At 34.2% G+C, this 23,261-nt stretch carries 19 protein-coding genes; 15 read left to right on the top strand and 4 right to left on the bottom strand.

What is annotated here, in order from left to right; genetic code table 11:
• Positions 1–115: 115 nt before the first annotated feature.
• Positions 116–844, bottom strand: a complete 729-nt coding sequence (locus Q9Q97_RS12610; protein WP_306157517.1) for a biotin--[acetyl-CoA-carboxylase] ligase — start codon at positions 842–844, stop codon at positions 116–118.
• A gap of 92 nt (positions 845–936) precedes the next feature.
• Here Q9Q97_RS12610 and rsfS point away from each other — a divergent pair, with 92 nt between their 5' ends.
• The 8 genes from rsfS (at position 937) to Q9Q97_RS12570 (ending at position 7,704) form a co-directional block, all read left to right on the top strand.
• Positions 937–1,308: a ribosome silencing factor gene (gene rsfS / locus Q9Q97_RS12605; RefSeq protein ID WP_017496527.1), complete on the top strand. Its 372-nt coding sequence runs from the start codon at positions 937–939 to the stop codon at positions 1,306–1,308.
• 15 nt (positions 1,309–1,323) lie between these two features.
• On the top strand, positions 1,324–3,249 hold the full coding sequence (ftsH, locus tag Q9Q97_RS12600; RefSeq protein ID WP_306157512.1) for an ATP-dependent zinc metalloprotease FtsH: 1,926 nt from the start codon (positions 1,324–1,326) through the stop codon (positions 3,247–3,249).
• 118 nt (positions 3,250–3,367) lie between these two features.
• Positions 3,368–3,976, top strand: a complete 609-nt coding sequence (locus Q9Q97_RS12595; RefSeq protein WP_306157510.1) for a lactate utilization protein B/C — start codon at positions 3,368–3,370, stop codon at positions 3,974–3,976.
• A gap of 1 nt (position 3,977) precedes the next feature.
• The gene (locus Q9Q97_RS12590) at positions 3,978–4,868 is read left to right on the top strand and encodes a phosphatidate cytidylyltransferase (protein ID WP_306157509.1); all 891 of its coding nucleotides are present in this window, start codon (positions 3,978–3,980) and stop codon (positions 4,866–4,868) included.
• Entirely contained in the window at positions 4,858–5,511 is a 654-nt protein-coding gene (locus tag Q9Q97_RS12585) for a phosphatidylserine decarboxylase family protein (protein ID WP_306157507.1), read from the top strand. Before Q9Q97_RS12590 ends, Q9Q97_RS12585 begins: the two co-directional genes overlap by 11 nt.
• Entirely contained in the window at positions 5,512–5,781 is a 270-nt protein-coding gene (locus Q9Q97_RS12580; protein ID WP_306157506.1) for an acyl-CoA-binding protein, read from the top strand.
• 7 nt (positions 5,782–5,788) lie between these two features.
• The gene (locus Q9Q97_RS12575) at positions 5,789–6,568 is read left to right on the top strand and encodes a superoxide dismutase (protein ID WP_306157504.1); all 780 of its coding nucleotides are present in this window, start codon (positions 5,789–5,791) and stop codon (positions 6,566–6,568) included.
• 77 nt (positions 6,569–6,645) lie between these two features.
• On the top strand, positions 6,646–7,704 hold the full coding sequence (locus tag Q9Q97_RS12570; protein ID WP_306157502.1) for a glycoside hydrolase family 130 protein: 1,059 nt from the start codon (positions 6,646–6,648) through the stop codon (positions 7,702–7,704).
• A gap of 148 nt (positions 7,705–7,852) precedes the next feature.
• Here the strand turns inward: Q9Q97_RS12570 and Q9Q97_RS12565 are convergent, their stop codons facing one another.
• Positions 7,853–9,721: an alpha-amylase family protein gene (locus Q9Q97_RS12565; RefSeq protein ID WP_306157500.1), complete on the bottom strand. Its 1,869-nt coding sequence runs from the start codon at positions 9,719–9,721 to the stop codon at positions 7,853–7,855.
• Positions 9,722–10,005: 284 nt separating this feature from the next.
• Here Q9Q97_RS12565 and Q9Q97_RS12560 point away from each other — a divergent pair, with 284 nt between their 5' ends.
• The 7 genes from Q9Q97_RS12560 to Q9Q97_RS12530 all read left to right on the top strand — a co-directional run bounded on the left by Q9Q97_RS12560 (position 10,006) and on the right by Q9Q97_RS12530 (position 19,195).
• On the top strand, positions 10,006–11,667 hold the full coding sequence (locus Q9Q97_RS12560; protein WP_306157498.1) for an OstA-like protein: 1,662 nt from the start codon (positions 10,006–10,008) through the stop codon (positions 11,665–11,667).
• A gap of 187 nt (positions 11,668–11,854) precedes the next feature.
• Positions 11,855–13,048 carry an aspartate aminotransferase family protein gene (locus Q9Q97_RS12555; protein WP_306157496.1) on the top strand — a complete coding sequence of 398 codons (1,194 nt, stop codon included), beginning with the start codon at positions 11,855–11,857 and terminating at the stop codon, positions 13,046–13,048.
• A 273-nt stretch (positions 13,049–13,321) separates the two neighbouring features.
• Positions 13,322–14,716 carry a tetratricopeptide repeat protein gene (locus Q9Q97_RS12550; protein ID WP_306157494.1) on the top strand — a complete coding sequence of 465 codons (1,395 nt, stop codon included), beginning with the start codon at positions 13,322–13,324 and terminating at the stop codon, positions 14,714–14,716.
• 2 nt (positions 14,717–14,718) lie between these two features.
• On the top strand, positions 14,719–15,471 hold the full coding sequence (locus Q9Q97_RS12545; protein ID WP_306157492.1) for a shikimate dehydrogenase: 753 nt from the start codon (positions 14,719–14,721) through the stop codon (positions 15,469–15,471).
• A 68-nt stretch (positions 15,472–15,539) separates the two neighbouring features.
• Entirely contained in the window at positions 15,540–16,286 is a 747-nt protein-coding gene (locus Q9Q97_RS12540) for a lipid A phosphoethanolamine transferase (RefSeq protein ID WP_306157490.1), read from the top strand.
• Positions 16,287–16,535: 249 nt separating this feature from the next.
• A complete protein-coding gene (locus Q9Q97_RS12535; protein ID WP_306157488.1) occupies positions 16,536–18,515 on the top strand; it encodes a DUF349 domain-containing protein in 1,980 nt (659 codons plus the stop codon).
• Positions 18,516–18,775: 260 nt separating this feature from the next.
• Complete coding sequence (locus Q9Q97_RS12530) at positions 18,776–19,195, top strand: OsmC family protein (RefSeq protein ID WP_306157486.1); 420 nt, start codon at positions 18,776–18,778, stop codon at positions 19,193–19,195.
• A gap of 63 nt (positions 19,196–19,258) precedes the next feature.
• Here Q9Q97_RS12530 and Q9Q97_RS12525 read toward each other — a convergent pair whose 3' ends face one another.
• On the bottom strand, positions 19,259–20,527 hold the full coding sequence (locus Q9Q97_RS12525) for a tetratricopeptide repeat protein (protein WP_306157484.1): 1,269 nt from the start codon (positions 20,525–20,527) through the stop codon (positions 19,259–19,261).
• A 36-nt stretch (positions 20,528–20,563) separates the two neighbouring features.
• Positions 20,564–23,209 (bottom strand): DNA gyrase subunit A, encoded by a 2,646-nt coding sequence (gene gyrA / locus Q9Q97_RS12520; RefSeq protein ID WP_306157482.1) that lies wholly within the window; start codon positions 23,207–23,209, stop codon positions 20,564–20,566.
• Positions 23,210–23,261 lie beyond the last annotated feature (52 nt).

Raw genomic sequence — 23,261 nt, 5'->3', positions numbered from 1 at the left:
CTGAGCAGATTAAGTTAGATTCTATTTATTTTTAAATTAAAAAAGAAAACTTAGGGACTTAGTGACTTCGCGGCAAAAAAACTTAGAAGCTTAGCAACTCAGAACCTTAGAACCTTTAATAAAGCATCTTCACTTCTTTTATTTCAAATTCAGCAACAGAGTCGTCTTCTAACAAAACTTGCAATTTGCCAACTTTAGAAACCCCTTGAATGATTCCCATAAAATCATTGTTGTCATTATCTCTAAAGGCTGTGGGAATGCCTTTTTTGAATAACGAATTAAAGTAATCGTCCCAAAAAATCTGCGATTCGGTTTTCCATAACGCGATCTTTTCTTTTAGTTTTTCGACAATTAAAATAGTAAGTTCTTCTTTATCGAAAGTTTTACCCGCAATTACTGCCAAAGAAGAAGCATTGGGCAATTCACCAAAATCGGTTTGATTGACATTGATTCCGATTCCAGCAACTGACACGATTCTGCCATCGCTTTTTATGGTATTTTCGATTAATATGCCAACTAATTTCTTATTGTATGACAGAATGTCGTTTGGCCATTTTATGCAGATATCAGGAATATTTAAAGATTTTAAGCTTTCTGAAACTGCAAGAGAAACCGCAACACTCAAGTTGAAAACTTCTTCGTTGCTAAAGAGAAAATCTTTCACCAACACACTCATAGTTAAGTTCTTACCCGCTTCAGACTTCCATACGCCTCCTACTTGCCCCTTCCCTTTTGTCTGATTTTCAGCTGTTACGACTGTAAAATTCTCCAGTTCATCTTGACTTGCCAACGATTTTAAGAAGTCATTTGTAGAATCTATGGCATCGAGTTTGATTAGTTTCATTAAATAATTTAAATATCTTAATTTAATATTTTGTTAAGGTTCAAAAATAATCACAAAATTTGGTAACTTTACAAATTCATATAAAATAATTCATGGCGAAAAAGACTGTTAATAATGATGTTCTACTGGCGAACATAATCAAAGGGATTGAGGAAGTAAAAGGAAATGATATCGATATTCTTGACTTAAGAGAAATAGATACAGCAGTATGCGATTATTTCGTGATCTGTAACGGTAGCTCAAACACCCAAGTAAACGCCATCGTAAACTCAATTCAAAAAACTGTATCAAAAGACTTAAAAGACAAACCTTGGCACGTAGAAGGAACCGATAATGCAGAATGGGTTTTAATGGATTATGTACACATTGTGGTACACGTTTTCCAGAAACATATTCGCGAATATTACAACATCGAAAGCCTTTGGGGTGATGCCAAAATAACTACAATCGAGAACAAATACTAAAGAAACTTTCATTAAATGGCTAAAGATAATAATCCAAATCCGAATAAATTTAAAATAAGTCCTTGGTTAATATACACCGCAATACTTTTAGTTTTTTTATTCATAAGTTTTGCAACAGGAGGATCAAGCCTAAGCGAACCTGCCCAATTAACATCTTCTAAATTCAACACGCTTTTGGAAAAAGGCCAGATTGAAAAAGTTATTGTTTACAACAAAGCAGAAGCTGAGGTATATTTAAATGCTGCGGCTCTAAAAGACCCAGCAAACAAAAAAGTAGCTGAAGATATTTTCAAACAACCAAACAAAGGTCCGCATTACACTTTGGAAATTGGTAATGATCAAATCTTTCAAACTAAACTAGAAAAAGCAGTTACAGAAGGAAAATTAAAAGACTTTAACTTTCTTCAAAAAAATAACTGGAGCGATATTTTAATCAGCTTACTTCCTATCATCATTATTGTTGGTGTATGGATTTTCATTATGCGTAAAATGTCTGGCGGAGGCGCTGGAGGTGGCGGACAGATTTTCAATATCGGAAAATCTAAAGCGAAACTTTTTGACGAAAAAACAGATATCAAAACTACGTTTAAAGATGTTGCTGGTTTAGAAGGTGCTAAAGAAGAAATTCAGGAAATTGTTGAATTCCTTAAAAACCCAGAAAAATACACGAATCTTGGAGGTAAAATTCCAAAAGGAGCTTTATTAGTAGGACCTCCGGGAACTGGTAAAACTTTATTGGCAAAAGCTGTTGCTGGTGAAGCTCAAGTACCTTTCTTCTCTTTATCAGGTTCAGATTTCGTTGAAATGTTTGTGGGAGTTGGTGCATCTCGTGTACGTGACTTATTTAAACAAGCAAAAGAAAAATCTCCTGCTATCATTTTCATTGACGAGATCGATGCTGTTGGTAGAGCGAGAGGAAAAAGCAATATGTCTGGCGGAAACGATGAGAGAGAAAACACTTTGAACCAATTACTGACAGAAATGGACGGTTTTGGGACAAACTCTAACGTAATTGTTTTGGCAGCAACCAACAGAGCCGATGTTTTAGATAAAGCTTTAATGCGTGCTGGACGTTTTGACAGACAAATTTTTGTTGACTTACCAGACATTCGCGAGAGAGCTGAAATCTTCAAAGTACACTTAGCTCCTATCAAAAAAGTTGAAGGTCTTGATTTAGATTTCTTAGCAAAACAAACTCCAGGATTTTCTGGTGCTGATATTGCTAACGTTTGTAACGAGGCTGCCTTAATCGCGGCCCGTAACAACAAAGCGGCTGTAGACAGACAAGATTTCCTTGACGCTGTTGATAGAATTATTGGTGGTCTTGAAAAGAAAAATAAAATCATTACTCCAGAAGAAAAAAGAGCAATCGCTATTCACGAAGCTGGTCACGCTACTGTAAGCTGGATGTTGGAGCACGCTGCACCACTTATTAAAGTTACTATTGTTCCTCGTGGACAAAGTTTAGGTGCTGCTTGGTATCTTCCAGAAGAAAGACAAATCGTGAGAACAGACCAAATGTTAGACGAAATGTGTGCTACTATGGGAGGTAGAGCTGCTGAAAAAGTAACTTTTGACAGAATTTCCACTGGTGCATTAAGCGACTTAGAAAAAGTAACACGCCAAGCTCGTGCTATGGTAACTATTTACGGATTAAACGATAAAATCGGTAACGTTACGTATTACGATTCAAGCGGACAAAGCGAATATAATTTCTCTAAACCCTATTCTGACGAAACAGCAAAAATTATCGATGCTGAAATTTCAGAATTAATTGAAGGCCAATATCAGAGAGCTATTCAAATCTTAGAAGAAAATAAAGATAAATTAAATCAACTTGCTGATATTCTGATTGAAAAAGAAGTAATCTTTAAAGATGATTTAGAAAACATTTTCGGAAAACGTACTTTTGACAAAAATTTGGAAGAAGTAGTTTCATAAGTAATTACGAAATACGTAATAATTTTTCAAAATCTTAATTCAAAACACCCTTTTGAATTAAGATTTTTTTATCTTTGAACGTTTTCAATTAACATGTAAAGTATTTCATATAAAAAAAATGAATTTTTTCAAAAAAATATTTGGTTCCAGTGAATCCGCTTCTGACGAAGAGCACGAAAGCGAATATGCAGGAACATCTTCTGCTCCGAATAGTCATTTGTCTTTAGATGAACAATTCATTTTCAATTTTAAGAAAAATGGAGGGAAATTCCTATACTGTGAAAACGGACAAGAATTGGCAGAGCAATTTGAAAACATTTTAGAAGAAAATGATTGGTTTGAAAATGAGGTTTTGTGTTATGAACCAGCTCTTTTTAGTTTATTAGAAGAAAACAAATTATTCTACATTGCCCCTTCAAATCCTAGATTTCTATTAGCAAGCTGCGAAAACCTTATAGCTGATGAAGGTTCGATTTTATTTTCATCAAAACAAATCAGACAAAATAAACCTAACGAATTACCGGCAAATATTGTTATAATAGCCACTACAAGTCAAATCCTTCCTATGAAAAGTGACGGATTAAGCGCTATTAAACGCAAATACGAAAGAGACATTCCTACTAATATCACTACAATAAAATATTTCGAAAAAGCCAAAGACGAGGATTTTACACAATACGGAAGTGTTGCAAAAAACCTTTATTTATTGCTTTTAGAAGATCTTTAAGATGAACGAAACACTGAAGAGAACCATTTCTGGTGCTGTTTATATCGCTTTATTATTAACTTCGATATTGTTTTCTACAGAAAGCTTCATTACCCTTTTTGGCGTTTTCCTAATTATTACGATATACGAGTTTTCTAATATCGTAAACTTAAACAAAGTGTTTTCTATTCTATTTGGAACTTTAGTTTATTCTTCGATTATTCTTGTAAGCCATTACAACAAACAAACGACTAAATTTCTAAACGACAATTTTAACTCTAGTCTTAGTTTAGAAACCAACATCAAACAGTTGGATTTAGTCCTTCTTGCGGTTACACTTGTTGTATCTATAAAGTGCATCATTTTCTTATTTTATGATTCTGTTCAAAAAGTAAGCACTTCTTCCAAATATTTATATCTGCTCGGATATATTACACTTCCTTTTGTATTTATTGTAAAAATTTCTTTTGGAACAAACGACTACAATCCGAAGATTATCTTAGGTCTATTTATATTAATATGGACCAATGATACTTTTGCTTATTTGGTTGGAAAATCAATGGGAAAACACAAATTATTTGAGCGTGTTTCTCCTAAAAAAACAATTGAAGGATTTATTGGCGGTGCTGTTTTTGCAGCTTTTGCCGGTTTCCTGATTTCTAAGCTATACATTCAGCCAAAACCTGAGTTCAGCAATATGTCTATCATAATTTGGACTACAATTGCCATAATCGTAAGCATTTTTGGAACTATTGGAGATTTAATAGAATCTAAATTTAAGCGAATTGCCGGCATAAAAGACAGCGGTTCGATCATGCCAGGCCACGGAGGTATTCTAGATCGATTAGATAGTGTTATATTTGTAGCACCAATTATATTTTTATTTTATCAAATTTTATATTATGTTTCATAAAGAAGGAGGCCCGTCCATTTTACTAGGTACTGTATTTACAGTAGCTGTACTTTTAATTGCTGATAAATTCATTGATATTGCCTGGCTGAGAATGCTTGTTCAATTCGCAGCGGTTGTAATTTTAATTATTATTTTACAATTCTTCAGAAATCCGAAGAGAATTGCAGTTAGAAACAGCGATCATATCCTTGCTCCTGTTGATGGAAAAGTGGTGGTTATTGAAGAAGTATATGAAGGAGAATATTTTAAAGATAAACGTTTACAGGTTTCTATTTTTATGTCGCCAATCAATGTGCACGTTACGCGTTACGCAATGGATGGTATCATCAAATTTAGCAAATACCATCCTGGTAAATTCTTGGTTGCTTGGCATCCAAAAGCAAGCGAGGAAAACGAAAGAACTACAGTTGTAATCGAAAACGAAACTTTCGGTGCTATTTTATACAGACAAATTGCAGGAGCATTGGCTCGTAGAATTGTAAATTACGCTAAAGAAGGAATGCAGGTTGTTCAAGGAACAGATGCTGGTTTCATTAAATTTGGATCAAGAGTAGATTTATTTTTACCTTTAGGTACGCCAATCAATGTGGAGTTAAACCAGAAAGCGATTGGTGGAAAAACAATTATTGCTACAAAAGCATAAATGGCTGAAAAAGATTTAGATATTCGCTTTGCTAAAGCTGTAGAAATTGCAATGACAATGACTCAGGCTTCTCTGCCTCAAGATGTGCAGTTAAGACTTTACGCTTTTTACAAACAGGCAACTTTTGGAACAGCTGTTTACAATCAATCTGAAAATTTTGATTTAAGAGACGCTTTTAAAACCAATGCTTGGATGCAAATTAGCCATATGTCTGTTGACGAAGCCAAAGAACATTATATCGAAATCATCAATTCATTAACATCAAAATAAAAACATTATGAAGAAAAACGTTGTTCTTTTTAGCACTTTAGCTTCATTTTTACTATTATTTTCCTGTAAAGAAGACAAGCTGGTTGAAGTAGTTGAGGTTCCTCTTCCAACAAAAGAAGAAAAAATCACTATCGGTTCGCCAAATGATGTCAAAGCAGATCCTGGCTCTTTTGAAATGACAAAATTGCCATTCAATTATGATGCGCTTGCACCAGACATTAGAACTTTAACTTTAGAAACACATTATTCTAAACATTATTTGTCGTACACCAACAATTTTAACAAAGAGATTGTTTCGACTGAATATGAAAATATGCCAATTGAGGATATTTTAAAAAAGATGGATTTAAATAATGCTAAGCTTCGTCAGAATGCTGGCGGCTATTACAATCATACGCTTTATTTTAATATTCTAACACCAAAAGAACAGACTCCAAAAGATACGCTAGCAGGTTCTATTGCTAAAGAATTTGGTTCTTTCAATAACTTAACCAATCAGTTTAAAGCGCAGTCAGAGAAACAGTTTGGTTCTGGATGGGTTTGGCTGGTTGTAGACCGATATGGTAAATTGCAAATTACTACGACAAATGATCAAGACAATCCGTTAATGAAAAATGCTTTGATTCCGGGAACTCCAATTATGGGAATTGATCTTTGGGAACATGCTTATTATTTAGATTATCAAAACCGAAAAGGCAGTTATATTGATGCTTTTTACAATCATATCAATTGGGAAAAAGTAAACGAATATTACGTTGAAGCTCTCAAAAAGGTTAAAAAATTATAAAACAAAAAAGCTGATATAGAATTCTGTATCAGCTTTTTTTTATACCTTAATTATCTCATAAACAACAACAATGAGATATGAAAGATATAGCAACACGTTTTATAGAAAATCCACTTTTAGCGCCTTCCGATTTGCCGCCAAGCCGAGAAGGTTTAGAAATTACCTGTTTATTAAATCCTGGCGTGTTTCAATTTCAAAACAAAATCTGGCTGGCTGTGAGAGTTGCCGAAAGACCGAAACAAATTGAAGACATTATTTCTTTCCCTGTATTAACAGAAACTGGAGCAATTCAGATTATCGAAATTTTAAAAAATCATCCTGAACTTATTGCTACAGATGCACGTGTTATAAATTATCAAGGGCTTGATTACTTAACGACTTTATCTCATATTCGATTATTATGCAGCGAAGACGGAAAACAGTTTTATGAACCTGAAAATTACCCGCATTTGGTTGGTGAAGGAATATTGGAAACTTTTGGAATTGAAGATTGTCGCGTTTCTTTAATTGAGGGTAAGTATTATCTAACTTTTACTTCTGTTTCGGACAATGGTGTTGGCGTTGGTTTACGAACCACAACCGATTGGAAGAATTTTCAAAAACACGGAATGATATTACCACCTCATAATAAAGACTGTGCCATTTTTGAAGAAAAAATAAACGGTTTGTTTTACGCATTACATCGCCCGAGCAGTGTTGACCTTGGCGGTAATTATATTTGGATTGCTTCGTCTCCAGATGGTATTCATTGGGGAAATCACAAATGCATTATCAAAACCAGAAAAGATAGCTGGGACAGTAAAAGAGTTGGTGCCGGAGCTGCACCAATAAAAACAGAATTAGGCTGGCTTGAAATTTATCATGGAGCAAATGATGCTCATCAGTATTGTCTGGGAGCATTTTTAATGGAACTTGATAATCCTACGAAAGTAATTTCTAGAACAATTGAGCCAATTATGATACCTCAAACAGGATATGAATTAAGCGGCTTTTTTGGAAATGTAGTTTTCACTAATGGGCATATCCTTGAGCCTGACGGAGACACTTTAACTGTTTATTATGGTGCTTCAGATGAATTTGTATGTGGCGCTACATTTTCAATTAAAGAAATTATTTCACTGCTTAAAAAGGTTTAAAAAATATTAAACACATAGAAACATAGCTTTTGAGCAAAAAAAGAATACAAAAGAAACTAGTTTCTACACATAGATAAACTATGTGGATTTAAACTAGTGAAACGCCTTTTATAATTTTGCTAAACTATGTTTCTATGTGTTAAAAAATCTAGTTTACTTCGAAAATCAAAGATTCAGAAGGCTTTATTTTTACTTGAGCCACTCCTTCTCCATTCTTTACATTCAAATAAGTTTTATTTTGCAGATACAGTTTATCTACTAAAACATAAGAACCGTCTTTTAGATTCCATTTTGAAATTACCTCAGAAGGAATTTTCAATTCAAATTCGCTTTCTTTTTCAGAAGAAAAATTAGCAACAACAATCAATTTCTGATGATCTGACCAGCGAACAAAAGAATATAGCAATGGATCATACGCTTGATTTTGACGGTTTATAGACTGAATTTCTTGAAATTCTCCCATTAAAGCATCGCTTTTAATTGTGAAATTCAATAAACGCTTATAGAAATCACGAAGCTGTTTTTCTGAATCAGAAAGCTGTCCTCCATCAAATTTACCATCATTCATCCAGCGTTGGTGGTTTGGAACTCCGATATAATCAAAAATTGACGTTCTCGAGCGTTTTCCAAAACCCGCGTCTTCATTTCCGGCCTCTCCTACTTCCTGCCCAAAATAAATCATTGTTGGCGAAGTACTTATGGTTGCCGAAACGACCATTAATGGTTTTCCTCTTTCTGGCGTTCCTGCAAATTCTGGACTTGCCAAACGCTGTTCGTCGTGATTGTCCAAAAAATGAAGCATATGATGCTCAATATCGGCCATTCCGTTTTGAATTTTTGTTAATTCGTCAGGCGAAGATTTTCCACGAATGATATCTTTCAACTTATCATAAGTTTCTACTTTATCATACAAATAATCCATTTTTCCTAAACGAATGTAATTGCGGTATTCATTTGGATTATACACTTCTGCCAATAAAAATGCATTTGGATTTTTCATTTTAATCGAAGAGTTCATATAACTCCAGAATTCATACGGAACCATTTCGGCCATATCATAACGGAATCCGTCAACACCTTTTGAAATCCAATACAAAGCAATGTCTTTAAACTTTTTCCAAGAATCTGGCACGTCTTTATCTTGCCAAAAAGCAAAATGCTCTTGATACGATTTCTGATCAAAACCAGCCGGAAGTTCAGGAAAATCTTTGGTTCCGTCTGGGCGCACTCCATAATTTACTTTTACCGTTTCGTACCAATCATTTTGGTCTGGTTTGAATTTTCGAGAACCATTTCCTGTCCATTTTGCAGGATTTTCATCAAACTTTCCATCAATCAATGGATTTTTTTCTCCATTTAAAGGAATGTCTCCATCAGGAATTTCAAAATGTTGATTCGGAATATAATAGAAGTTATTATCTCGTTTGTATTCGACAGTAACATCATCATCTGCACCAAAATCTTTTACGCCTACAGGATTTGATTTTCCTTCGTATTTTCTAGCGATATGATTTGGTACAATATCAGTAATCACTTTTAAACCTGCAGCGTGAGTACGTTTTATTAGAGCTTCAAATTCTTCTAATCGGTTTGCAGGATCTACTGCCAAATCAGGATTTACATTATAATAATCTTTTACGGCATACGGAGAACCTGCACGACCTTTTACCACTTCTGGATCATCATTAGAAATTCCGTAAGCCGTATAATCGCGTACCAAAGCATGATGTGGTACACCAGTGTACCAAACATAATTGACACCTAAATCTTTTATTTCGTGTAAAGCTTTATCTGTAAAATCATTAAATTTTCCAACGCCGTTTTCTTCGATAGTTCCCCACGGTTTGTTAGCTGTATTTTTATTTCCAAAAAGGCGCGTAAAAACTTGATAAACTACAACTTTTTTCTCCGTTGCAGCAGATTCTTTTGCTGTACTCATTTTTAAATCTTTTGTTTTACAGGCCGAAAATAGGACCGTTAAGGTAATTCCGGCTGCAATTATTTTTTTACTTATCATATATTTTTGGGCTATTCTTCTTTAGATTTTAAATTTTATCCGCAAAAGACATTAAACTAATTTCTAAATGTAATTCATTTTTTAAAATGCAGATCATTCTCTTTTCAAAATGCTGTGTTTTAAATCCAAAATATAGCAACTACAACGTGTGAGTTCAATGTTTTGTTGAAAAAATAAATAATAGCGAACTGGTTAATCAAAGTGTTGGCGAGTTATTATAAATTAATCCTAATATCAGCCATAGGTTCTAACCTTTTTTATAAATTTGACAAAAATTTAATCAGTTGAAGAAATCACTCTTTTTCATATTTTGCTGTCTGTTTCTTAGCGTACAATTTATTGCGGCGCAGGCCAAAAAACCGGCTCAAACTCCTAAAACTATCGTCATCGAGAATGCTGACTTTTCTGATGTGGATCAGGTTAACGTGCCAGATGCGCTTTTGCTTACAGGAAATGTAAAAGTAAATCACGATGGTGTGGTCTTAACTTGCAACAAAGCCTATTTTTTTCAAAAAGAAAATTACCTAAAAGCATTCGGAAATGTACAATTAGTGCAAGGAGATACTTTATTCCTAAATAGTAAATACGCCGAATATAGTGGTAATGAAAAAAAAGCTTTCGCTAAAGGAGATGCAGTTTTAACTTCTCCAGATGCCACTTTGCGTACCGATACCATTAATTTTGATCGAAATATCCAAGAAGCGTTTTACAATACTAAAGGAACAATTGTAAACAAAGACAATACTTTGGTAAGTAAATCTGGAAGGTATTATGTGAAAGAAAAGAAATTCCAGTTTTTGACTGAAGTTACGATTACGAATCCAAAATATGTAATTAAATCCAACCATTTGGATTATTACAGTAATTCTGGGCATACGTATCTTCTTGGCCCTTCAACAATTACCAGTAAAGCCAATTATATCTATACCGAAAAAGGTTTTTATGATACGAAGAAAAATTTAGCCCATTTTCTCCGAAGATCCTACATCAAATATGATGACCGACTTATAGAAGGCGACAGTTTATATTACAATCGAAATATTGAATTTGCATCGGCTACGCGAAATGTAAAAATTACCGATTCGATCAATAAAGGAATTGTAAAAGGCCATTATGCAGAGCTTTATAAACTGAAAGATTCGATGTTTGTGACCAAAAGAGCGGTAGCTATCAATTTGGTCGAAAATGATTCGGTTTACATTCACGGAAAAAAATTAATGGTAACAGGAAAAGAAGGCGAACGAATTCTGCGCGCTTTTAACAATGTTCGTTTTTATAAAACGGATATGAGTGGTAAGTGTGATTCTATACATTCGGATTCTAAATCTGCTTTGACAAAATTGATCGGAAATCCGATTTTGTGGAATGGTGAAAACCAAATTACTGGCGACGTAATGCATTTAATTGGCGACAATAAGACAAGAAAAATTGACTCTTTAAAAGTCCTCAACAATACTTTTGTCCTGTCCAAGGACACACTCGGAACGGGATATAATCAGGTCAAGGGACTCAATTTGTTTGGAAAATTTCGGGACGGAAAACTCCATGATGTTGATGTAATTAAAAATACTGAGGTCATTTATTATATGAGAAATGACACCAATGAATTGATCGGAATCAATAAAAATGTCAGCAGTAAAATCAATATGATCTTGGAAAATAATGCTATAGAAACCATTACTTTCTTCAATAAAGTTGATGGAGATATTTTTCCTGAAGACGAACTTCCAGAAAATGCCCGTAAACTGCGAGGAATGAACTGGAGAGGTGCTGAACGAATAAAGTCGAAAGATGATATTTTTACCGACGAAGATAACGAACTAAATGAAAAACTGATTAAAGAAGGAAAAGAACAGGAAGAAAAAGGTAAAAACGTTCCGCTGAAAGTCAGGAAGGAAACGTTGAATTACGACAAGAAAAATCCAGCTGCTAAGAGTAAGAAATAGTGGTCAGTGTACAGCTTTTTTTTAGTGTTCAGCTCTAAACTTAAATAAGCAAATACTGCTCACTAAAACCTTAGAATCTTAGCATCTCAGCACCTTAGCAACTTAAAAAAAAAAAGTTAACCTAAGCATAAAGTAAGGAAGCCTTAGAACCTTAGTACCTTTGCCACTTTGAACCTTTAAGAAAAAAATGAATCCAGATTTTATAAAATACCAAGCGCAAACTTCTCCTTACCCACTCGGAATGGAAGTTTCGCACGCCATTGGCTCTTACATATACGATACCAACGATAAAAAATATTTAGATTTTGTTGCCGGGGTTTCAGCTTGCACTTTAGGACATCAGCATCCGAGGGTAAATCAGGCGATAAAAGATCAGTTGGACAAATATTCGCACGTAATGGTTTACGGAGAATATTCTCAAAGCCCAGCTGTTCAATATTGCAAATTAATGGCCTCTCTCCTTCCAGAATCTTTAAACAAAACTTATCTGGTCAATTCAGGAACAGAAGCTATCGAAGGTTCGTTAAAGCTTGCAAAACGAGTTACAGGCCGCAGTCAGCTTATCTCGTGTCACAATGCTTATCACGGAAATACGATGGGTTCTATGAGTGTTATGGGATTTGAGGAACGCAAACAAGCTTTTAGGCCTTTGCTTCCAGATGTTGATTTTATCACGTTCAATAGCGAAGAAGATTTACAGAAAATAACGACTAGAACCGCAGCGATTCTTTTAGAAACTATTCAAGGCGGAGCTGGGTTTATTCAGCCAGAAAACAACTTTTTGGAGAAAGTCCGCAAACGTTGCGATGAGGTTGGAGCCTTAATGATTGTTGATGAAATTCAGCCTGGTTTTGGAAGAACAGGGAAACTTTTCGGATTTCAAAATTATGACGTTGTTCCAGACATTGTAGTTATGGGTAAAGGAATGGGCGGCGGAATGCCAGTTGGAGCTTTTACTGCAGCTGCCGAAAAAATGGATCTTTTAACGGAAAACCCAAAATTAGGACACATTACGACTTTTGGAGGTCACCCTGTCATTGCGTCAGCTTGTTTGGCTACTTTGCAAGAATTAACTGAAACAAATTTAATGGCAGAAACGCTTGAGAAAGAAAAACTCTTCAGATCGCTTTTGGTACATCCTTTGATTACAGAAGTTAGAGGAAAAGGATTAATGCTTGCCGCGATGACAGAATCGGCAGATATTACAAACGAAGTCATTTTAACCTGTCAAGACAGGGGACTTATTTTATTTTGGCTTTTATTTGAAGGATGCGCGATACGAATTACACCTCCTTTAACTATTTCTGAAGACGAAATTAGAGAAGGTTGCGCGATTATTTTAGACGTTATGGATGAAATAATGAAAAAGAAGAACAGCTAAAAAAGTTCTTTTTAAAATATTTTCGAAAGCTATTTCAATAAGCAGCGACAGAAATTAACGGTCTATCTGTATTTCGATAAAGTTTTTCGACATCATTAAAAAAATGACAAAACCGAAGTTAATCCCTTAGTAATAAGGAATATTTCTTCCCAAAATAGAATAAAAAACGCCATATATTGTTAATTAAATTGTTCAAAACAATTAATTTCTTATCCTTACAACAATTATATGGTTGCCTAAATTTATAACAGGCTAATTTCAAATATACGAAGTATGCAATTAAGCAACGAAGAAGAAGATTATAACCTATCCCTATCCAAATTTGAGTCGATGTTAAAAACCAACAAAGTACTCTTTTTTGATTCTGAAGAATTCGAAGAAATAATTCTGCATTATTTAGACATAGGTAAGGCTAATTTAGCAAAAAAGGCCTTAAAACTTGCATTAGACCAGCATCCAAAATCTACAGGCTTAAAATTAGTACAAGTAGAAATGCTAGTTTATGACGATAAACTCGACATCGCTGAAAAGCTTTTGAATGAGTTGTATGCAATTGAACCCAACAATGAGGAAATCTACATCCAAAAAGCCAATATCTGTTCTAAAAGAGACCAGCACGAAAAAGCAGTTGAACTGTTAAAAATTGCACTTCAGTATACTGATGATTATGCTGATGTATACAATTTGATTGGCATGGAATATCTTTTTATGGATAATCTAGAATTGGCAAAAGAAAATTTCATTAAATGTCTTGAAGAAGATTTAGAAGACCAATCTGCACTTTATAACGTAGTGTATTGCTTTGAGTTTTTGGATCAAAATCAGGAGGCTATTGTTTATTTAAACGAATACATCAACAGAAATCCTTACAGCGAAATTGCGTGGCATCAGCTTGGACGTCTTCATTATGGCGTAAAAGAATATGAAAATGCAATTCGCGCGTTTGATTACGCAACGCTGATTGATGATGAATTTTTGGGCGCTTTCATGGAAAAGGCGAAAGCTTATGAGCGTTTGAAAAAATACAACGAAGCAATTGAAAGTTATAACAGAACCATCGAATTAGACGATGCGACTTCGTATGCGCTTCTTCGAATTGGTAAATGTTATGAAAAACTTGGAAATTTAGCGAAAGCAATTCAATACTATAACCAAACAGTACATGAAGATCCCCTTTTAGACAAAGGCTGGATCGCAATTACCGATTTTCACCTTCGCCAGAAAAACTATCAGAAAGCATTATTTTTTGTAAATAAAGCTTTGGCTATTGACAATCAGAATCGTTTGTACTGGAAAAGATATGCTACGATCAACAAACAAATGAATTTCTTTGAAGAAGCCGAATTTGGTTTTAGAAAAGCGGTTGAATTTGGCGATTACGCATTAGACACTTGGTTATTCTGGGTTGATATTCTTCAGTTTTTAGGAGAATTTGAAACGGCTATTCAAACTTTATTGCAAGCGACAGAATATTTCCCAGAGGAAAATGAAATCGAATATCGTTTGGCTGGATTGTATTTTATGATTCAAGACAATACAAAAGCTAAATTTCACTTAAGCAATGGTTTACGTCTAAACTTTGACAATTATATCTTAATTGAGGATTTGTTTCCAGTAGTTTGGGCAAAAAAAACAGTAAAAAATTATATAGAAAAACATCGTAAATAAGAATGGTTGATATTTTATTAAGAAGACGTTTTGGATTATTAGGACGCAACATAAGCTACTCTTTTTCAAAAGGTTATTTTACAGAAAAATTTAATAATGAAGTTTTTGCTGGCAACAGCTATGAGAATTTTGACATTTCTGAAATTAATTACTTCACAGAATTAGTTAAAAACAATCCCGATTTAAAAGGGTTAAATGTTACCATTCCGTACAAAGAACAAGTTATTCCTTTTCTAGATAAACTATCAAAAAAAGCCACTCTAATTGGCGCTGTCAATACTATTAAATTTACTAAAAATGGTAAGTTGAAGGGATACAATACCGATTATTATGGATTTAAAAAATCTCTAGAACCATTATTAGAACCGCATCATAAAAAGGCTCTTATATTAGGTACAGGCGGAGCTTCTAAAGGCGTTGCTTTTGCTTTGGATGAATTGGGTATTCCGTACACTTTTGTTTCTAGAGAAGCCAAAGAAAACATAATCGATTACGATTTGATTAATGCCACTACTTTTGATAATTTTCAAATTATAATCAATTGCACGCCAGTTGGAACAAGTCCGAATATTGAAGCTTGTCCAAACTTGCCTTATGAGTTTTTTACTGACAAACATATTGCATACGATCTAATTTATAATCCTGCAGAAACTACTTTCTTACGAAAAGCAAAAGAACAGGGAGCTGTAATTAAAAACGGGCACGACATGCTTATTTTTCAGGCTGAAAAAGCGTGGAAAATCTGGAACAAATAAAATAAATAGCAAAAAATAAAATGTTAACGTATTTTTTGTATTTTTAAACCACTTATTAATAGGTAGTTATGACAAAAATACAAATACTTAGCATTTTATTTTTTTTGATTACCTGCCAACTCACGGCGCAGGATACTATCGCTAAAAGTGGTCCATTCTCAGAACCACGCTACCATTATTTTCTCAAAACAATCATTTTTTTTGATGAATATTTAGATACCGACAACGGTTCTTTTAACACCACCCAAGTTCGTGTTTTACTTCCTATAGGCAACAAAGCTTGGAATTTACGTTTTGATCTTCCGCTGATTTCCGCCAGTACCAATTCGATTAATAAAACAGCTATAGGCGACGTGGGTATGGGAGTAAGTTATATTCCGTACATGAAGAACAATAACGGAATTGCGCTACGCACGAGAGTTTATGCTAATACCGCCGCCGATCCGAATTTTGGATCTGGCAAATGGGTCGCTATGCCAGCGGTGATATACGGAAAGTATTTTTACAAGAAAAAGTTTTTATGGCTATCGACCTTAGAATATCAAGGGAGTTTTGCCGGAGCTGATAGTCGAAGCGATATAAGTGTTACGGTTTTTGAAAATGTCGTTTTATATTTTTTTGGAAAAAACTGGGTTGCGGCAGATGCGGCATTTCGGTATAATGATGTTTTGCAAGGTTTTCAGAATAATGCTTTTCTTGAATTTGGGCGAAAAATTACACCAAACAATTTAGTGTACATTCATCCAAGTGCTGCTTTTGGAGGCCAGAAAACGTACAATTTCGGTATTGAAGCGGGGCTTTTAGTTTTATTCTGAATTTCATTAAAACCATTTAAACACTATATCTTTTGCGATATTAAAACACATTATCTAAAAAAACGGCGATTCTAAAATTTAAATTTATAATAATAAATCGTTTAAAAATTGTGCGACCTATTTTCAAAAGGCTCTAAATAATAAGAATTTGATCGTAAAAAGAGCATAAACAAAGGATTTATTTTGTATTTAGAAACACCTTTACTATCTTTCGCACTGTTTAAAATAAAAACCTTATACATTTTAAAGATGTTAGAAGAAAAGAATGATAACCTGCTTGACGCAGACGGAAAATCTGGAATCGAAATAAATGATTCTGTAACAAATGAAGCAATTGAAATCTCAGATTCTGAAACTTTGACAGAAGACCAAGTATCAGAAACTGAAAATGAATTAGAAGAACAAGAAAATGCTCATCAAGAAGCATTAGATGTGATTACCAATTCAAATGCTGCTGAAAGTGAAGACGAAACTTTGAAGGAACGTCATGACATTCCTATGCAGGATTACAACACATTTTCGCTAGATGCTCTTGTTGATGAACTTAAAAAATTGGTTAATACAGATAAAGTAATGTCTGTAAAAGATCATATTGAAGAAATCAAAAAAGCTTTCTTGTTGCAATATCATCACCTGATAGAAGAGAAAAAAGAAGAATTTTTAGCTTCTAATCCAGATCCTAATGAAGAATTTGAATATCATCTTCCTTTAAAATCAAAATTTGACGAATACTATAATGTTTTTAGAGACAAAAGAAATGCTCATTTTAAACATTTACAGACAAATCTAAAAAGCAATTTAGAAAATCGTTTGGCTATTGTTGAAGAATTAAAGGAATTAATTAATCCGCAGGAAAATATTAAAGACACTCTTAAACACTTTAATGAATTAAGAGAAAGATGGAAAAATGCCGGAGCAATTCCGAAAGATAAATACAATCACGTTTGGAATAATTACCATTTTCATGTAGAAAATTTCTATGATTATCTACATTTAGATCGTGAAGCAAGAGATTTAGATTTTAAACATAATTTAGAATTAAAGCAAAAAATCATTGCTCGCGTGGAGGAATTGGTAAATGATGCCGATGTAAACAAATCTTTCCGCGAATTACAGGATTTACACAGAATCTGGAAAGAAGAGATCGGACCTGTTTCTAAGGAACACCGTGACACCATCTGGAATCAATTTAGCGAACTAACGAAGAAAATACACGATAAAAGAGAACTTTTATTTGAAAGCCAAAGAGCAAACGAGCAAAAGAATCTTGAAGTTAAAAAAGAGATTATTGCAAAAATCGAAGTGCTTGGAAGCGAAAAAGTAAATTCTCATTCGCAATGGTTGGTTCAGATTCAGAAAGTGGAAGACTTAAGAAATGAGTTTTTTGCAGCTGGAAAAGTGCCTTCTGAAGTAAATGAAGAAACTTGGGCAGCATTTAAAACTGCGGTTAGAAATTTTAACGCTTTCAAAAATTCTTTCTATAAGGATATCAAAAAAGATCAAAACGATAATCTAAATAAAAAACTGGCTCTTGTTGCAAAAGCAAAAGAATTACAGGAAAGCACTGATTTCGCAGCTACAACTCCTATAATGAAACAGATCCAGGAAGAATGGAAACAAATAGGACACGTTCCTAAAAAATATTCAGACAAAATCTGGAAAGAATTTAAGGATGCCTGCAACCATTATTTCGATAAGCTAAAAGAGCATAAATCGGAAGAAAACGGTGAAGAAGTTGCCGCTTTTGACAACAAAAAAGCATATCTAGATGTATTAAGAGCTTTCCAACTAACTGGAGATCACAAAACAGACTTAGATGCCATAAAAGCACATATCGAAACTTGGAAAGGATTTGGAAAAGTTCCTTTCTCGAGAAGACATATCGAAGGAAAATTCAATAAAATATTGGATGCCCTTTTCGAGAAATTAAGCTTAAGCAAAAAAGAATCTGAAATGATGCGTTTTGCTAACCGTATTGATTCTTTGTCTGACAGCAACGATACACGTAAACTGGACAACGAGAAAATCTTTATTATGCGTAAGATTGAAGAAGTTCAAAATGAAATTTTCCAATTAGAAAATAACATTCAGTTCTTTACCAATACTAAAAACGCTAAAAAAGAGAATTCGATTGTTACAGAAGTACGCAAAAACATCGCTATTCACAAAGAAAGCCTTGATGTTTGGAAAGACAAACTGAAACAATTAAGAAACTTGGGACAGGAATAAATATATAGAAAATTCCAATTCCGGAGCTTCGGGATAAATTCCAAATTCCAATTTCTTTTTAAATTCCAACTTTTTAAATTCCAAATTCCAATTGAGTAACCGCAATTGGAATTTGGAATTTTATTTTTTTGCAATTTTTAATTTTAATGCTAACAAATTGATAAAGCTGGAATGCAAAATTTTAGGTATATTTGATTGAACACTGTTATTTGATAATCAACCTGATAACAAACCAAATTATTAATTTTAATAACTAAAAAATGAAATTTACAAGAAAAGCACACGCCAACTGGAAAGGAACCGGTATGGAAGGAACAGGAAAAATTAGTACACAAAGCACAACTTTAGACAATGCTCAATTGTCTTTCAAAACGAGATTTGCCGATGGCGTTGGTACAAATCCAGAAGAATTGGTTGCTGCGGCACATTCGGGCTGTTTTACGATGCAATTAAGCTTTTTACTGAATGAAGGAGGTTTTACCGCAGATGATTTAACTACAGAAGCGACAGTCACTTTTGAAGACGGAACCATCACTTTAATTCATTTAGATTTAAAAGGTAAAGTTCCATCCATCTCTGCAGAAGAATTTGCTGCTACAGCTGCCAAAGCAAAAGAAATCTGTCCGATTTCAAAACTATTGAATACCACAATTACACTATCTGCTGAATTAATCAGTTAGAACCATAAAAAAAACCATCAGCCGCGACTGATGGTTTTTTTTTATATTTCGAAACAAAAACTATTACATTTTTGCTTTCAAAGCTTTAGCTTCAGCAGTCATTTCAAGAGCACTGTAAACCCCAATTAATGTTTTAGAAACATCTTCGTTTTTAGGATCTAACTCATTCGCTTTTTTAAGGTAAGGAATAACTCCTTTGAAAACAGCTTCTCTCTGAGCTTTTAAAACATCGTAACGTTTCATGTCTTTAGCAGAAGTACCCAATTTGTTCATTTCGTCAATGATTGGTTTTTCAGCCTCTAATTTTAATGCTGCAAGATTTAAGTAAGCATTAGTATAATTAGGATTGATTTCAATTGCTTTTAAGTAATATTTCTCTGCGTCAGCATTATTCTTCGCTCCAGCGCTAATTACTCCTAAATTGAATACTAAATCAGCATTGTTTGGATCTTTTTGTAAAGCCTCACCCACTAATTGCTTGTATTTTTCGAAGTCTTTAGTCTCTAAGTATAAGTTAGCTTCAGTTAAGATTAAAGAAGAATCATCTGGATTTGCTTTTCTAGCATCAGCGATTGCTTTTTTAGCATCTTCTGTACGTCCTTTTTGAACTAAAATTAATGCTAAGTTTTTGTAGATTTCACCTCTTTTAGAAGGAATAGCTTCTGTTTTAGGTTTTTCGTGAGTTCCTAATTTTACAGCTAAATCTCTTTCTTTAGCGTTAGCAAAATTATCTTCGTTTCCGTTCGCTTTGTTTGCAGCTAAGTACAAAGTTCCTTTTCCAGAATAGTTTAATTTTTTCAACTCTTCGTACATTGGCAGAGCAAGATCATAATCTTGTGAATTTACAGCTGTAGATGCTGCGTAATACAAGTTGATGGTATCTTTTTTATCTAAACCATACGCTTCGTATAATTTTTTTGCACCTTCTGCATGCTTGTTTGCTTGTGTATCAGCAATCGCAGAATTAATCAATAATCCTTTGATGTTTGTGATTGAAGCTGCTGCTTGAGATGAATATTTTTGTTTTCCAGAAGCTGTTTCTACATCAATTAATTTTTTGTAGCTATTTGCAGCTGCCAATAAGTTTTTACTTTCTTCAACCTTTTTGTTTGCAAGGTCAAGAAAAGCATTTCCTTGAACAAAATAAAACTGAGCCTGTTCTGTATCTTTAGCGTTAACAACTAAGTTTTCAGCATCTTTTAGTATTGTAATCGCTCCTTGAGCATCACCACTCTTTAATGCCTTTTCAGCGCTTTTAATTTGATCCTTTTGAGCAAACGTAGCTACAGAGATCAGTAATGCTGATGCAAGTATTACATATTTACTTTTCATAATGATATTTATTTGTATTTAATTTTTGTTTTCTACTTATTCTTCAGATTCTTCGTCTTCTGCTTCCGCATCGTCTTCATCCTCTACTTCCTCGTCATCAGAGTCATCGTCGTCTTCTGCAGCTCCATCGTCTTCAAGAACTTCCAAATCTGGTTTAATTCTCTCAATTCCAGATTCGATTACATTACCGTCTTCATCTAATTGTACCTCTTCTACGTCATCTTTCATTACTGTAGTAACAGCAGCAATAGAATCTTTACCTTTTAAGTTAATCAATCTAACACCTTGAGTAGCACGTCCCATAACACGTAAATCTTCAATTGCCATTCTGATCGTTAATCCAGACTTATTAATAATCATTAAATCATCTGCATCAGTCACAGCATTGATTGAGATCAATTTACCTGTTTTCTCTGTGATATTAAGCGTTTTAACACCTTTACCTCCACGGTTTGTAATTCTGTATACATCTTCTCCATCTTCATCAACCAATTTAGTACGTTTTCCGTATCCGTTTTCAGTTACAACTAAAATCTGAGATTCTGTAATATCATTTTTATCAACCGTAACCATTCCGATTACTTCGTCTGTTTCGTCTTTTAAAGTAATTCCACGAACTCCAGAAGCTGTTCTTCCCATCGGACGTGTTTTAGTCTCTTCAAAACGAACCAATTTACCAGACTTAACGGCTAAGATAATTTGGCTTTCTCCGTTTGTCAACTGAGCACCAAGTAATTCATCACCTTCTTTAATTGTAATCGCTGCTACTCCATTTGCTCTTGGTTTAGAATATTTCTCTAAAGAAGTTTTCTTCACCTGACCTTGTTTGGTTACCATTACAAGATTATGCGTATTGATATAATCTTTGTCTTTTAGATCTTGCGTACAAATGAAAGCTTTTACTTTATCATCACTTTCAATATTTACCAAGTTCTGAATTGCTCTACCTTTTGCTGTTTTACTTCCTTCTGGAATTTCATAAACACGCATCCAGAAACATTTTCCTTTTTGTGTAAAGAACATCATATATTGGTGGTTGGTCGCAACGAACATGTGCTCTAAGAAATCCTGGTCTCTTGTTCCTGCACTCTTCTGTCCAACTCCACCTCTATTTTGAGTTTTATATTCTGTTAGGTTTGTACGTTTGATATAACCTGCGTGCGAAATTGTAATAACTACATTTTCATCGGCAATTAAGTCTTCAATACTTACATCTCCTCCAGAATACTCAATTTGAGAACGACGGTCATCACCATATTTATCGCGAATCTCAACAAGTTCTTCTTTAATCAAATCAGTTCTTAAATTAATATCTGCTAATAACGCTTTTAAATGCTCAATTAACTTCATTAATTCATCATACTCCGCTCTTAACTTATCCTGCTCCAGACCTGTCAACTGACGAAGACGCATCTCAACAATAGCACGAGCTTGAATATCTGACAACTTGAATCTTTCGATTAATTTTTCTCTAGCTTCGTCTGTATTTTTAGATCCTCTAATTAACGCAATTACTTCGTCGATATTGTCAGAAGCAATGATTAATCCTTCTAAGATATGCGCTCTTTCTTCTGCTTTACGTAATTCAAATTGTGTTCTACGAACTACAACTTCATGACGGTGCTCGATGAAATAGTGAATCATATCTTTTAGATTCAACATTTGTGGACGACCTTTTACTAGTGCAATATTATTTACACTAAAAGAAGATTGTAATTGTGTGTATTTATATAAAGTATTCAATACTACGTTTGGTGTAGCGTCACGTTTTAGAATATAAACTATACGCATACCCGTTCTATCCGACTCATCGCGAATATTGGCAATACCTTCAATTTTTTTCTCGTTAACCAAATCAGCAGTACGCTTGATCATTTCGGCTTTGTTAACCTGATATGGAATTTCTGTAACGATAATACATTCTCTTCCGTCAACTTCTTCAAAACCAACTTTAGCACGCATTACAATACGTCCTCTACCGGTTTTAAAAGCTTCACGAACGCCTTCATATCCATAAATAATACCTCCCGTTGGAAAATCAGGAGCTTTGATATGAGTCATTAATTCGTCTACTTCAATATCGTTATTATCAAGATACGCCAAAGTACCATTGATAACTTCAGTTAAATTGTGTGGTGGCATATTAGTCGCCATACCAACTGCAATACCTGTAGCTCCGTTAACTAATAAAGTAGGAACTCTTGTTGGCATTACTTTTGGCTCATATATTGTATCGTCAAAGTTCAATTGAAAATCAACTGTTTCTTTTTCGATATCGGCCATAATCTCTTCAGAAATTTTACGCATTCTGGCCTCAGTATAACGCATTGCTGCAGGACTGTCTCCATCGACAGAACCAAAGTTACCCTGTCCGTCAACTAATAAATAACGCATACTCCATTCCTGCGCCATACGCACCATTGCATCATAAACAGAGGTATCACCGTGCGGGTGGTACTTACCCAGAACCTCCCCTACGATTCTCGCAGACTTTTTGTGGGCAGATCTTGATGTTACACCTAAATCATACATTCCGTAAAGAACTCTTCGATGCACTGGTTTCAAGCCATCTCTAACATCAGGAAGTGCTCTCGATACAATTACTGACATCGAATAATCGATGTAAGCTGACTTCATTTCATCCTCTATGTTAATAGGAATTAACTTTTCTCCTTCAGACATAAGTTGTTATATTAAATAATTATATTAGTTTTCAAAGCGTGCCAAGATACGT

It is taken from the genome of Flavobacterium sp. DG2-3 (assembly GCF_030730925.1).
In the GTDB taxonomy this organism is placed as follows: Bacteria; Bacteroidota; Bacteroidia; order Flavobacteriales; family Flavobacteriaceae; genus Flavobacterium.
The sequence above is the reverse complement of the archived record's forward strand: the minus strand, read 5'-3'. Positions and strand labels throughout refer to the sequence as shown.